Annotated in this window: 11 protein-coding genes and 3 pseudogenes; 10 read left to right on the top strand and 4 right to left on the bottom strand. The window is 46.5% G+C overall.

What is annotated here, in order from left to right; genetic code table 11:
- From FDW95_RS23230 to FDW95_RS18105, 7 genes and pseudogenes are all read left to right on the top strand, one after another.
- Positions 1 to 180 (top strand): annotated as a pseudogene (locus FDW95_RS23230) (hypothetical protein); the annotation flags it as partial.
- A 37-nt stretch (positions 181 to 217) separates the two neighbouring features.
- On the top strand, positions 218 to 739 hold the full coding sequence (locus FDW95_RS23325; protein ID WP_212734305.1) for a hypothetical protein: 522 nt from the start codon (positions 218 to 220) through the stop codon (positions 737 to 739).
- Complete coding sequence (locus FDW95_RS18125) at positions 633 to 2,696, top strand: phospholipase D-like domain-containing protein (RefSeq protein ID WP_249359209.1); 2,064 nt, start codon at positions 633 to 635, stop codon at positions 2,694 to 2,696. The genes FDW95_RS23325 and FDW95_RS18125 overlap by 107 nt, the downstream gene beginning before the upstream one ends.
- 42 nt (positions 2,697 to 2,738) lie before the next feature.
- A complete protein-coding gene (locus FDW95_RS18120) occupies positions 2,739 to 3,158 on the top strand; it encodes a hypothetical protein (protein ID WP_115257502.1) in 420 nt (139 codons plus the stop codon).
- A 112-nt stretch (positions 3,159 to 3,270) separates the two neighbouring features.
- Complete coding sequence (locus FDW95_RS18115) at positions 3,271 to 3,831, top strand: T6SS immunity protein Tli4 family protein (protein ID WP_170973023.1); 561 nt, start codon at positions 3,271 to 3,273, stop codon at positions 3,829 to 3,831.
- Between the two features lie 37 nt (positions 3,832 to 3,868).
- Positions 3,869 to 6,331 (top strand): phospholipase D-like domain-containing protein, encoded by a 2,463-nt coding sequence (locus tag FDW95_RS18110; protein ID WP_115257500.1) that lies wholly within the window; start codon positions 3,869 to 3,871, stop codon positions 6,329 to 6,331.
- The gene (locus tag FDW95_RS18105) at positions 6,328 to 7,536 is read left to right on the top strand and encodes a T6SS immunity protein Tli4 family protein (RefSeq protein ID WP_115257499.1); all 1,209 of its coding nucleotides are present in this window, start codon (positions 6,328 to 6,330) and stop codon (positions 7,534 to 7,536) included. Before FDW95_RS18110 ends, FDW95_RS18105 begins: the two co-directional genes overlap by 4 nt.
- A gap of 158 nt (positions 7,537 to 7,694) precedes the next feature.
- On the opposite strand, the gene FDW95_RS24135 is transcribed toward FDW95_RS18105, so the two are convergent.
- On the bottom strand, positions 7,695 to 8,309 hold the full coding sequence (locus tag FDW95_RS24135) for an IS3 family transposase (RefSeq protein ID WP_283202160.1): 615 nt from the start codon (positions 8,307 to 8,309) through the stop codon (positions 7,695 to 7,697).
- Positions 8,310 to 8,378: 69 nt separating this feature from the next.
- The gene (locus FDW95_RS24130; RefSeq protein WP_283202159.1) at positions 8,379 to 8,768 is read right to left on the bottom strand and encodes a transposase; all 390 of its coding nucleotides are present in this window, start codon (positions 8,766 to 8,768) and stop codon (positions 8,379 to 8,381) included.
- A 72-nt stretch (positions 8,769 to 8,840) separates the two neighbouring features.
- Here FDW95_RS24130 and FDW95_RS18095 point away from each other — a divergent pair.
- The 3 genes and pseudogenes from FDW95_RS18095 to FDW95_RS18085 all read left to right on the top strand — a co-directional run.
- A pseudogene (locus tag FDW95_RS18095) lies at positions 8,841 to 9,524 on the top strand (IS3 family transposase); the annotation flags it as partial.
- Positions 9,525 to 9,764: 240 nt separating this feature from the next.
- Positions 9,765 to 10,805 carry an IS110 family transposase gene (locus FDW95_RS18090; RefSeq protein WP_249359203.1) on the top strand — a complete coding sequence of 347 codons (1,041 nt, stop codon included), beginning with the start codon at positions 9,765 to 9,767 and terminating at the stop codon, positions 10,803 to 10,805.
- Between the two features lie 7 nt (positions 10,806 to 10,812).
- Positions 10,813 to 10,998, top strand: a pseudogene (locus tag FDW95_RS18085) (IS3 family transposase); the annotation flags it as partial.
- An 80-nt stretch (positions 10,999 to 11,078) separates the two neighbouring features.
- Here FDW95_RS18085 and gss read toward each other — a convergent pair.
- A complete protein-coding gene (gss, locus tag FDW95_RS18080) occupies positions 11,079 to 12,941 on the bottom strand; it encodes a bifunctional glutathionylspermidine amidase/synthase (protein WP_115257498.1) in 1,863 nt (620 codons plus the stop codon).
- Between the two features lie 152 nt (positions 12,942 to 13,093).
- The coding region (locus FDW95_RS24000; RefSeq protein WP_283202158.1) for a molybdopterin dinucleotide binding domain-containing protein at positions 13,094 to 13,672 on the bottom strand (579 nt) is incomplete at its 5' end.

The following is a 13,672-nucleotide window of genomic DNA, read 5'->3' as shown; positions in this document are numbered from 1 at the left end:
AAGGATTATGGCTATCTGGCGTTTGTCCGTGCCGATCCCAAAAACAGTACACAGAAGCCTGATTTGCAGGTCTACGTTTCCAGCTACTCGTTTCTGGTAACGGAAGAACACCCACAAATATCACCTGATGAACTTAAAGCACTGGCGGAACATATTGTTAGTTCAGTCAAACATCGCTAGATTCATTGTTTGATTTACTGACAGGGAAGAAATAATTATGGAAAAGATATGGCCTCTTGAGGAAGGGATGAATCAATGTGGCATTTATTTTACTGAAGAAAAAGAGACGAGCTACGAGGCAACGGCAACTCAAAGCCATTGGGTGAATTATTCCTGTCAGAAAGGCTCTGCATCTGAAAACTTTGCTAATTACACTGAAGGTAATGATGCAAAGGCCTTTCTGGGCGGAAAGGCATATTTCGCGGAACTGCTCAATGCGTTCAACGCGGCGCAAAAAACAATTTATATTACTGGCTGGCAGGTAAACTGGGACGCACAACTGAAACCAGGTGTTCGTCTGGTGGACGCATTGTTAAAACAGGCAGAGGCGAACTCCCGGCTGAAAGTGTATATTATGCCGTGGGATTGTCCATCGCAGGTTCAGACTTATGCCAAAGCAACTGAGCGGGTATTTGCCGCCCTCAAATCTAAAACTCGACCGGGAAGCATTTTATGTCCGACTTGCCGGGGAACAGTCCGGTATGTTTTTTTCTCATCACCAAAAGTGTGTGATTGTTGATGAATCCGTGGCTTTTATCGGTGGAATAGACTTGGCTTATGGCCGTTATGATGAATATAACGGGGAAGGCGATGGCTATAATCTGAAGGCTGATGCTGAAGGCCGTCTGGGGATGAACAGATATAATTCATGTATCCCTTATATAGAACCAGCTAAAGAATCAGGCTCTGTTGACACTGTCAGGTATGACCCTGTGCTTGAAGATGTTATATCACCTTCCGAAAATTTACCTGACAAAGCAGGGCTGGAGGATTTATCAGGTTCGTTACAATCAGATGTTCTGAATAAATTACAGTCCGAAGGCATACAGCATATTATTAGTGCGGTACAGGGGCATCATCAGTGGCAGAGTCCTGATAAGGACAATAATGAAAAAGACGAAAAAAACCGAGAAAGAGAGTTGTATCATTATCTGGATGCCTCAGTTCAGCCCAGGATGCCGTGGCAGGATTATCATATTAGAATCAAAGGGCCTGCGGTCGATGATCTGACGCGAAATTTTGTGCTGCGCTGGAACAGTTATACGGATCGCGAAAAGAGTAATGTGCTGCAGACAACAAAACCTTATTTGCAGTACAGTTCCGGATACCATTCACCGAAGGCAGGCTCCTGTCAGATTCAGGTGTTACGCAGTGCATCGCTGAAGATGCGAATCCTGGAATTTACAGGTTCGAAATATCATGGTGCGGAGATGAATAATCCACCTTCACTGACACAAAACGACATATTGAAAAGTATGCTTCTGCTTATCAGTAAAGCCGAGCATTATATCTATATTGAGAACCAGTTTTTTATTTCTGCATTTGGAGCACCCTCCGTTGAAGATGTTTCTGAACTGAGTGACGAGGCTCTTGAAATAACAGGACTGTCGGCCGGAATTACGAAGGGTGTACTTGGAGACTCGAATGCCTTACCGGTGAATCAGATTGCAGGGTGGCTGGGAGACAGAATAAAACATTCTATTTATGCCTGTGTGGAACAACCTTTCCATGTCTGTATTGTACTGCCGGTACATCCGGAAGGAAAACTGGATAATGGTGCAATTGTGGCACAGGTACATCTGACCCGGCAGTCACTGGTGTTTGGTACAAAAAGCCTGCTGAATCGGGTGCGGCAGGCGCTGTGGGTCAGACAGAAACTGGACGGGGAGTCCCGTGCGAACTGGGCAGATTTGATCCCCGGTCTGGAAAAAAAGTGTGAAGCTGAACGGCAATATGAGACGATTTCCTTTGAGGCGTGTGCGAAGTATATCACATTATTAAATCTGAGGGCTCACGATAGTCTATATGGTATGCCAGTGACGGAGCAGGTTTATGTCCACAGTAAACTGATGGTCGTGGATGACCGTTATGTTCTGGTCGGCAGCGCGAATATTAACGAGCGTAGTCTGCTGGGCGACAGGGACTCTGAATTGGCGGTGTTGATAGCGGATACAGATGGGGGATATCAGGATATTGATGGCTCAGGTGTACTCTCGCCTTATAGAAAGTTTGCGCGTGATTTACGATTAAATATATGGAAAAAACTTCTGGGTGATGCAGCCGGAGAATTAAGTGATTTTTTACAGATGCCAGCAAAAACAGAGGGGTGGCAAAAGGTAAGAGAACTGGCAATAAAGAATACCGCGATTTATGAGGATGTATTTGACTTTATACCCAGAAACTATTTGATTGAGATAGACAAAGATGATCTGTATGAGGATAATATAGATGGTAAGCCTGTATTACTATGGCCTGTATATAAAAATAAAAGCCTCACTATCGCAGATGCAGTTAAAAATATGCCGTTTTCTGTTACTTTCTGGCGTATGTATAAAACGGACATTGAGTTTAGGGAGATGTTATACAGTAAAAGACAGGAACTGGAAAAAATAAAAGGTCATATAACATTATTACCCATTCACTGGACAGAAGGTGAAAATAATTTAATCGATTATCATACGGCACTTATCGATTAACAATCATTTTTCGCGGGACTAAAAAATCAAACGGAGTGTGGGATGATGAAAGTATATTTTTTGTCGTTTTCCCTGTTTTTTTATTCGTATCTAGCCTGTGCAGAAGATACAATATGGAAAAATGAATGCATTGGATATTACCAGTTGCAACTACCTGATGACATAGAGGTTGGTCTCTATCCCACCAAACGGATCTATACTGAAGATTTTGGTGGGATGGATTCTATTTTTGGTGAATATCATCAACTCCGAAGTCAGGGAAAAAACGTCAGCAGTCCTTATTCTCTTTTTTATTATCAGAACTATCGAATAATGATGTCGGCGGATGACTTTGAGAATTTAAATGAGTATAAAGAAAGAACTATTAAAAAACTTTCAAATCATAATCACACTTATAGTATAGAAAATTACTTGCCAGATGTTTTTTTCTTTCATATGAAAATTCTCACTCTCTATATATAAGTAAAAATAAAAGACTATACCAATTTGTGAAAGGTGGTGGACGAATTGATCCTCTTTTGGGGGCAAATAAAAAAATCTTAATCTCAATAATGAACCTGATGTAACCTCATTACTGGAGCGTTTTCGCACCAGAAAACTTTATGAAATCCCATCAGAAAAAGGATTTTGCCTGCCGTATGGTTTCATTGCTAATGATTCAGGCGCGGAGGATCGCGATATGGCGGTTACATACCGAATGAATAATCATCCGGATGTGATGATTGTCTTTCAGGATGCCAGCTATCAGTTGCCTTATAAGGTTCCGCTTAATTCTGATTTAACCCCCGTAAAGAACTATGATGCAAAGGATTACGCAAAATGGTTATGGAATAAAGTTTATATGCTATATCCAGGACAAAAAAGGGAATTATTACCTCCGGGCTGGTTCAGTATAGAAATGGACGGTAGAAAAGGTTCAGGTTCTTTTCTTCAGGTAACACGCATAGATGGCAAAAAGGATTATGGCTATCTGGCGTTTGTCCGTGCCGATCCCAAAAACAGTACCCAGAAGCCAGATTTGCAGGTCTATGTTTCCAGCTATTCATTTCTGGTAACGAAAGAACACCCACAAATATCACCTAATGAACTTAAAGCACTGGCAGAATATATTGTTAGTTCAGTCAAACATCGCTAGATTCATTGTTTTATTTACTGACAGGGAAGAAAAAGTTATGGGAAAGATATGGCCTCTTGAGGAAGCGATGAATACGTGTAGCGTTTATTTTACTAAAGAAAAAAAGACGAGCTACGAGGCGGCGGTAACTCAAAATCACTGGGTGAATTATTCCTGTCAGAAAGGCTCTGCATCTGAAAACTTTGCTAATTTCACTGAAGGTAATGAAGCAAAAGCTTTTCTTGGTGGGAAAGAGTATTTTGAAGCATTAATTTATGAATTCGAAAATGCACAAAAAACGATTTATATTACCGGCTGGCAGGTGAACTGGGATGCGCAACTGAAACCAGATGTTCGTCTCGTTGACTCCCTGCTACAAGCAGCAATGCGATCGGCACAGCTTAAAATATATATTATGCCCTGGGCTAATATGGTTATTGAAACATATGCAGCTGCAACAGAACGGGTATTCGCTGCACTGAATCAACATCTGGGTCGGGATGCGTTCTTTGTACAACTGGCAGGTTCTAAATCCGGTAGCTTTTTCAGTCATCACCAGAAATGTGTAATAGTTGATGAGTCCGTTGCATTTGTCGGCGGGATTGACCTTGCCTACGGACGGTATGATGATGGCAGATTCAGTCTGAAGGCCGATGCAGAAGGGCGTCAGGGTCTCAACCAGTATAACGCCTGCATTGCCAGCATTTCTCAGTCCGGAAAGGCCGGGTACGATCCCATGCGCGAACAGTTGCAGAGATCTCAAGGAAAAAATACAAGTCCCCCGGATATTGAGCAGGCAGAAAAAAAAGCAGCACAGCACATTATTGAGCATGTTCTGGATCCGGATAAGAAATACTGGCAGTCGTCTGGAGATAATACCTGCCTAGATCCAGCTTTTCAGCCCCGGCAACCTTGGCAGGACTACCAGGTAAGAATATATGGGCCAGCGGTGAATGATCTGGTGAAAAATTTTATCCTGCGCTGGAACAGTTATGGTTGCCAGAAATCGAAACCAAGTCTTCTGGAAACAACCTGGCCCGAACTTACCTTCACACCCTCTGTACAGCCTGAAAAAGGTTGTTGCCAGATCCAGGTGCTGCGTAGCGCCTCGCTGAAGATGCGTAAAGATGAGTTCAAACATTCCCCAGTATTACAGAAAAACACCGAACCCAAGATGTTGCAGGATGATATCCGGCGCTGCATGCTCGGGCTAATCCAGAAAGCAGAAAATTATATTTATATTGAAAACCAGTTTTTTATCTCGGCATTTGGGGAACCATCAATCCCTGTAAATGATGACCTAGGCCCAATAGCAGCAAGTTTTAATATGCCTCTGACTGAATGGGGAACACGAAAAATGCCCGGAGATGCTTGGGCACAGCCGAAGAACCAGATAGTGGAGTGGCTGAGCGACAAGCTGAAATGGGTGATATTCGGCTATAAACCACAACCGTTCCATATTTATATTGTCCTGCCAGTGCATCCGGAAGGCATGCTGAACGATGGCACGATAGTGGCACAGATTCATCAGACCCGGCAATCGCTGGTTTTTGGTGGCCACAGTCTAATGAATCGGATCCGCCGATACCTGTGGGTAAAACAGCAACTGGAAGCACAAGGTATTAGTCGTGCAGAGTGGTACAATAAAATACAGGACTTGGAAAAAAAGTGTGGGAAAGTAGAATATGAAACAATTCCTTTTAGCGCTTGTAATGAATATATCACCTTACTGAATCTTCGGAACCACGATACCATCGACGGGAAGCCGGTAACAGAGCAGATCTATGTCCACAGTAAGCTGATGATAGTAGATGATCGCTACGTTCTGGTAGGCAGTGCCAATATTAATGAGCGCAGCCTCCAGGGGGATCATGACTCAGAGCTGGCGGTGCTGATTTCAGATACAGCGAATGGTACTGCTGATATTGACGGTAACGGCAATCAGGTTCCCTGCCGTAATTTTGCCCGTAATCTGAGAATAGACGCGTGGAAAAAGTTACTGGGAGCAGCGGCAACTGAAGATATACTGAATAAACCTGCCGCAGAGAAAACCTGGCAGGCTATCAGGGATCAAGCGAAGATAAACACAAAAGCCTATGAGGCGGTATTTAATTTTATTCCACGAGATTATCCGGCGGGACTGAACGAAATTTATACCGGTGGAAATAATAATATCTCTGAACCAAATAAAACAAACATCACCCCCTCCTCCGTATACTCTGGGGCATCCCTGTGGCCAGTATGGAATGGTGATAAAAAACATGTTAGTGAAGCGGAATTAAATATGCCTTTTTCTATCGATTTTTGTAAAAAATATAAAAATAACAGATTCAACAATCAAAGTAAGTTGAGTGGGATTAAAGGTTATATTACGTTATTACCATTGTACTGGACGGAAAAGGAAAATAACCTAGTGCCATATCATTCAGACTTAATTTCGTTCAGACAACCAGACAATCGACCAGATACTCAGATGGCGGATGTCGGTAACGAAGAACAGAACGATGAGGTATCTGTATGAAGTTGAAAAAAATATTAATATTTACCTGTATTACAGGAGCAGTCCATGCAGGGCCACAGCAATGGAAAGAAGAATGTGTGGGATATTATAAGATACAGGTGCCCGTGAATCTTGAGGTGGCTCTATATCCTCTTGATGGCTTACTTAATACAAAAAGGAAACCACCATATGATGGTCGTGACATGGGATATTTTTGGCCAATAATAACATTTGGTGACTATTATGGGGTTGGAGAACAAACTGATACCTCCGTTCAGTCTCAGTTCTCTATGTTTCACTATGCCAATTATGAAATTAGCGTTTCAACGAATAGTAAAGAAGCAGTCGATATAAATAAGTACAAAGAGAAAATAGAAGAAATACTTCGTGTTAATTATGAGGCAAGGAAAGTTCGACTTAAAGAAGAAAATCCTGAGATGGCGATACCTGAAAATAAAACCGGCGTCAAATCCACATATAAAATAAAACAATATTCAGATGCTTTTTCAATTTATCAATCAAAATATTTTGAGTTGCACTTCAACAGGGCTAACAGGTTATATATTTTCCGGCCTGATACTGTTCCATTACTGGCAAATAAAACATTAACTGCTGACGAAGCTGCGCCGATAGTGGAGCCAACCGTACAGTCGCTGGTGAAACGCTTTCGCCCCCGCGAGTTATATGAAGTGCCACCAGAGCAGGGATTTTGTCTGCCCTATGGGTTCATTGCCGGTGATTCAGGACAGGAGTCGCACGATATGGGCGTGACATACCGGCTCATTGATCACCCGGATGTGACGATTTTTTTCCAGGATATGGGGATAAATGAAGAGATTCATTCAGACGAAGGCAGTATGAAAGAGGCTGTCACTGCCATGTGGAATACTCACTATTTAATGGGGGCGGGTAAAAAAGAACTGCTGTCTCCAAAATGGCAGAATATTGAAATGGATGGTCGCGAAGGCATAGGAACCTTTGTTAAGGCGACCTACAATAATGTTCCCACCTATGACTATAACGGGCATGTCGCTGAGTATCATAATTATATTGATTATGGCTACCTAGCTTATATTAGAGGGGATATCAATACCCGAAACAAGGAACCCGGCCTATTACTCTACATTTCGCAGGACAGCAGTCAGGTTAAAGATAAACCGCCAATGAGTAAGGATGAATTATTAGAGATCGCCACACGTATTACTCGCTCAGTAACACGTCGTTGACTGAATATATTAATATGCGACTAAGATTCTATCTAATCCAAAACTTATCAATCTTGGTAAGTTTATCGTAAGCAAATCCTAATTTAAAAACCCTACAAGAGAATATATGGTAACCCCCCCATTTTTAACGGTGGTGATAAGTAGAATCAGGTCATGCGTTAAATATGCTGCATCGGCGTGAAGCCATTCAGTGCCATATTTTGACGTTCGTGATTATAAAACCATTGCCACTGCGTGGCATAGCCCTGCAATTCGTCCAGTGAGTTAAACAGGTGCTGGCCCAGCCAGTCATAACGCACCGTCCGGTTATATCGCTCAATATAGGCATTCTGTTGAGGTTTGCCGGGCTGAATAAAACTCAGGGTTATCTTCTGCTGAACTGCCCATGACATCAGTACTTTGCCGGTATATTCTGGCCCGTTATCGCATCGTATTGCTGCCGGTTTACCTTTCCATTCAATGAGTTGTTCGAGAGTCCTCACCACACGACTTGCTGGCAGGGAAAAATCCACTTCAATAACCAGTGCTTCACGATTAAAGTCATCGATGACATTCAGTAAACGGATAGAGCGACCATCTGATAGCTGATCATGCATGAAGTCCATCGACCAGCATTCGTTGCGGCTTTCTGACACCCTCAGCGGTTCAGGTTTATCCCGTTTCAGTCTTTTTTTCGACTTTATTCGCATGTTCAGCGATAGCTCGCAGTAAATTCGGTACACCCTTTGTGGTTGAAGCGGAAGCCTTTTACGTTGCGCAAATACAAAAAGCACAGGCCAAACCCCCAGTTGCGCTGGCTGCCAGTGATGTGGAGCAGCCAGTCAGCAATAACCTCATTTTCCTCATTCAGTTGAGGCTGATAGCGATAGCAACTTTCGCTGACAACAAACAACTGACAGGCAAAACTTATGCTGACATTCCGGCTCCTGACCGCATCCTGCGCCATCTGCTTTCGACGCGATGGCTTCACCACTTTTTTGCCATGGCTTCCTGAATGATTTCGGCTTTGAGGCGCTCTTCAGCATACATTTTTTGAGGCGGAGGTTTTCGTCTTCCAGCTCTTTCAGACGAGTCATCATGGAGGCATCCATCCCGCCAAAACGCGAACGCCACTTATAGAAACTGGCATTGCTCATGCCATGTTCACGACACAATTCAGCCACCGGTGTTCCGGCCTCGGCTTGCTTCAGAATGGACATGATCTGGCTGTCAGTAAAACGTGATTTTTTCATAGAGATCTCCCCGGTTCAGATTACGAGAGAATTCTACTTATGAACACACCGGTTTTTCGGGGGGATTACCGATGCAAGGGAGCCCGACTGAAGTACCGCTTCATTAACGATCACCGAGAGATCTGGTCGATCGCAGTAATGTGTCGGGTTATGAAGGTTGCCCGTGCCGGATTTTATGTCTGGCTTCACTGTCCTGTTTCTGCGGTAGAAAAAGATAATCAGCGACTGCTGGAGTTAATCTGGGACTCCTACACGCTGAGCGGTGGCGTTTACGGCTACCGCCGGATTCACGGAGATCTGCGTGAAATCGGTGAATCGTGCAGCAGAAATCGTGTTGCAAAAATTATGAAGAAAAACAGGATACAGGCAGTACATGGGTATAAAGTGCCACGGGGAATCAAAGGGCGACCGTCACTGATAGCCCCTAACCGTGTACAACGTGAGTTTACGGTGGTAAAGCCCAATCAGGTCTGGGTAACCGATATTACCTATATCCGCACCTGGCAGGGCTGGTTGTACCTGGCAGTGGTTATCGATCTTTTTTCCCGTAATGTGGTGGGCTGGTCGATGAAACCGACACTGTCACACGAGCTGGCACTGGATGCGTTGCTGATGGCGGTCTGGCGGCGTAAGCCTTCAGAAAACGTCATTGTTCACAGCGATCAGGGCAGTCAGTATGGCAGTGATGACTGGCCGCGGTTCTGCCGGGCCAACGATCTGGTGCCGAGCATGAGTCGTCGCGGCAACTGCTGGGACACTCATTCTAATATACTTTCAAATACCCGATCGGACTGACCCGTGCTGGGATTGGCTCGAATGCCTTTGTGTTGATCTGTCGTCCGATTCTGGTATTTCCCGAGCATAGCCGGGCCCAGCGTTTGTGACCTGATAGGAGCTTTGTGATGCATCCCGAGTGTCCTGTCCTACTATGGGGATGGTTGTGCTACCAATATCTGGGGGCAAACCATGCAAAACGACCACTAATCTTCTGAAAGCGTGATCCTGGATGTCGATACACACCTTGATATTCATGTCGGTGCTGTTATCAGCCAGGCGGGGAAACAGCTTGGCACTCACATTATTCAAACAAATCAAACTGGTTATCTGGAACTACTTGATTGGGATCGTTCTTTTGGGATCCTCGAACGAGCAGGCATCGAAGGAACCGGAACGTATGGTGCCGCATTAACACGTTATCTCATTAAGAATGGCATTTATGTGGTTGAAGTTAATCGGCCAGATCGCTCAAAACGTCGCCTTGAAGGGAAGTCAGATCCCCTGGATGCAGAAAATGCAGCCCGGACAGTACTTTCAGGGAGCAGCAAGGCCATACCAAAAATGCAGTCCGGCGCTTGTGAAGCTCTCCGGATTATTAGCGTAGCCAGACGCAGTGCAATAAAAGCCCGCACGCAGGCGATTAATCAGCTTCGTGCTCTGCTGGTGAGCGCCCCGCAGGATGTTCGCGACAAACTCTGGAAATCGAAACCACACGAATGTGTTACCGCCTGCCTTAACAGCGAGGTATCAGAGTACTCGCCATTGCGGATAGCCCTGTGCAGCACGCTTCGAAGCCTTGCGAAACGATGGAAGGCACTGACTGAAGAGCTGAATAAACTGGACGAATCACTGGATAAACTGACCCGTAAAGATGCCAGTAATCTTCGTAGCCAGTTTGGGGTAGGACCACAGACGGCTGCAACACTGCTGGCTGTTGCAGGTGATAACCCCGAACGTTTAAAAAATGAAGCGGCTCTGGCATCGCTCTGTGGCGTAAATCCGTTACCAGCATCATCAGGAAAAACAGTCAGGCACAGGTTAAACCGTGGCGGCTCACGTGAAGCAAACAACGCCTTGTGGACAATAGCCCTTGTGCGCATGCGTAGTGATCCGCGCACAAGAATCTATGTCGACAGAAGGACTGGTGAAGGGCTGTCGACCAAAGAGATCCTGAGATGCCTAAAACGCTACATTGTCCGTGAACTCTATCCATTGATTTTATCGGACCTCGCTTATGCCAATCGCCCGCTCTTGACATAGGAGCGTCAATGCAGTGGCAGAATCGTTCTTTAGTTCACTCAAAAAAGAGCGCATCAGGAAGCGCATATATAAAACCCGGGACATGGCCCGGGCGGATATCTTCGATTACATTGAAGTGTTCTACAACCGTAACCGACGCCACAGCCACCTCGGTGGCCTCAGCCCGGAGGCCTTCGAAAAGGCCTCGCCGTGAGGACAGAAACTGTCTACCGGAGCGTGGTCACTCCAAAATACCCCGGCTTTTTTAGCGCAATCAGAAACAGACCTGAAAGGTTACGCCCCTTTCACTACAATAAGCGGTTCGATATCACTCTCTTTTTTAATCACCAGCGAATCGTCACCGCGCAGACAGGTGCCGCCGTAGTTACCGCCCACGGTGAACGTGCAAACCTGAATATATTTACCGGCAACGTTGGGCAGACACCAAAGCTGCTGATAAATGTTCTTCTGTTCAGCAAACTTACCGCTGGTCTTATCGAGCAGTTCTTCCTCGTGACTGACCAGATCGATGTTGCTGCCACAACGTCCTGCAATAGGTTTCACGGCATAACCGGTTCTCGCCAGCTCGTCGTTAACAGTGAAGTCAGTATCAAGCAGATAGCGATGATGAGGGAACAGTTGCCACAGGATCGGTAATATTGCTTTGTTGCCGGGAATAACCGTCCACAACGGCTCGAAGACCAGCACTTCCGGGCGCAGCAGAACATCAATCAGTCGTACTTCCTGGTGAGTATGTCCGGTACGAATTGGCACGGCAGCGTATTCGGTTTCGCTCACCTCACGCACTTGCTCGATCGCGGTTTCCCATGCCCAGGTTTTCCAGACGCAATTCACCAAACGACCGTCGCCGTCAATCAACTGGCCGGCATCATCCCAGCGTAATTCGTCCAGTCCGCGGAGGATTTTGCTGTCAAACCCGGCCTGATGCAGCGCCTGCTGCATAAACTGCGCGTGGTAGTTCTCTTCAATGTCCTTGTCCTGCATGATGTGAACGAAAGGACGCGCGCGACTGTGCTTCCAGGCGCCGGCCAGTTCGTTGATCAGCCCTTCTGCAGGATTGTGCCCGCGCCCACGGTAGCCTTGCTCAGCCCAGCGTTCAAGGATCAGGCCTGCTTCGGTATGGCACGATGCGGAATCGGCGTTGTACTCGTACACCTTCAGCCCGCGCTCATCCATACAAAAATCCATACGACCGGTGATCATATGGTGCCGACGACGCTGCCATGAGAGGCGCAGACGCGGCCAGAGAATTTTTGGAATATCGAACAGCGCCAGCAGGTTATCGTCTTTCAGCACTTTGTCGGTGGCATGCAGATACATCAGATGCAGTTCGTTGGTCGCTTTAATTAGCTCCTGCTCCGCGCTTTCAGTAATGGTGAAGTACTGATGCGGATCCCGATTGATCACATGACCATTTGCCAATACGTAGGCTTTTTGCAACGGATCCTGCTCGTTCAGCCACTTACCATCAAACTGTCCGCTATCTTCCAGTCTCGCGCCGCCAATCTTCAGGGCGTCATTGTCGATCTCTGGCTGCGGCAGACTGTAGCGGGTATCGTCAGTTTGGATCATCCAGCCGAGGATCGTGGTGTCATCAAAGGTATCACGCAGGGTGTAGTGACCATTTTCAACCACCATCTCCAGCTCGCGGGTCCACTGCTGTCCGGGAGGCAGCGGCGTGTGGATCACGTTCTGTTCAGCAATACGGATTTTATTTTCCAGCAACTGGGTGACAACCGCCACATGGCCCGTTTCGTTGAACTCACCGCCTTTTTGCCAGATAAGTAGAGCGCCTGCTACCGGCGCGCGGGGTGAGCCATTAGGGAATGCTTGTAACGGCAGAATATTGTCATTCACCACTTCGCGCAGGAAACGCAAGGAGAAGATCTCCCAGGCCATACCCACATCGGTGAAGACTACGCCATAGTTGAGAAAGAGAAAACGGCGCGCGAACTCGACGCACTGCCATTTGTGGCCCATGTATTCGTCGTCGATATAGCTGCGAAACGCAGCATCATCGTCGTAGTCCCGTGGGTCAAGGGAGCTGTAATCTGAAGAGTAGATTGCTACGCCGCCGGGGGCGTAGCCCAATAATGTCCCGAATGGGGCATCCTGACTGGTCGTTCCTTTGCTCATGCACCTTACCTCAAAACAATACAGCCTGAGCAGGGTGGCGTGAATTTTTCGCTCTGATTGCCTGCTCTGCGACACTAACCGGACAGAGGTTGACTTATCATACACCTCAACGCAGCGGCTGGCGCTCAGAGGCGAAAAATTCGTAGCAGGAGCTACGCTTTACTGAGGATAACCGGCACGCTTTTATACGCCGGGGTCAGACTTTCAGTATCGACCGCATCGAGCGACAGCAGCACATTCGCTTCCGGCAGATACGCGCCGATCGAACCCGCCGCCATGTCGTAAATGACGACCGTTAGCCCGTGCATCATACGATCCACGCAAGGCTTACCATGGTCATCCAACGCTTGGACGTTAACGACATCGCCCTGAGTCAGCCCGCGGGCCGTTGCTTCCACGGCGCTTAAAAACACCACATCACGTCGCCCGCTAATGCCACGATAGCGATCGTTCATGCCATAAATAGTAGTGTTGTACTGATCGTGGCTACGCAGTGTGGCCAGCACCAGCGCCTCAGCAGGCTGGTTTTCCCGCTCGACTGCACGCTGACGACTGACGACAAAATTAGCTTTACCGTTTGCAGTGTGCCATTCACGCCGCGAAGCCGGCGTATCCATACGAAATCCACCGGGCTCGGCAATACGCGCGTTATAATCGCGAAACGCCGGAATAACGGCCTCGATGGCGTCGCGAATCAACGCATAGTTCCCGGTCAGCGCTTCCCAGTTTAC

Origin of the sequence: Citrobacter sp. wls718 (assembly GCF_005280945.1) — a bacterium.
Taxonomy (GTDB): Bacteria; Pseudomonadota; Gammaproteobacteria; order Enterobacterales; family Enterobacteriaceae; genus Citrobacter; species Citrobacter gillenii.
This window is presented reverse-complemented; position numbering and strand designations above follow the sequence as displayed.

Excerpts from the sequence above, each read along its gene's own strand:
- FDW95_RS18120 (WP_115257502.1), top strand. The coding sequence starts at position 2,739 with ATGATGAAAGTATATTTTTTGTCGTTTTCCCTGTTTTTTTATTCGTAT.
- gss (WP_115257498.1), bottom strand. The coding sequence starts at position 12,941 with ATGAGCAAAGGAACGACCAGTCAGGATGCCCCATTCGGGACATTATTG.
- FDW95_RS18110 (WP_115257500.1), top strand. The coding sequence starts at position 3,869 with ATGGGAAAGATATGGCCTCTTGAGGAAGCGATGAATACGTGTAGCGTT.
- FDW95_RS18105 (WP_115257499.1), top strand. The coding sequence starts at position 6,328 with ATGAAGTTGAAAAAAATATTAATATTTACCTGTATTACAGGAGCAGTC.
- FDW95_RS23325 (WP_212734305.1), top strand. The coding sequence starts at position 218 with ATGGAAAAGATATGGCCTCTTGAGGAAGGGATGAATCAATGTGGCATT.
- FDW95_RS24130 (WP_283202159.1), bottom strand. The coding sequence starts at position 8,768 with ATGAAAAAATCACGTTTTACTGACAGCCAGATCATGTCCATTCTGAAG.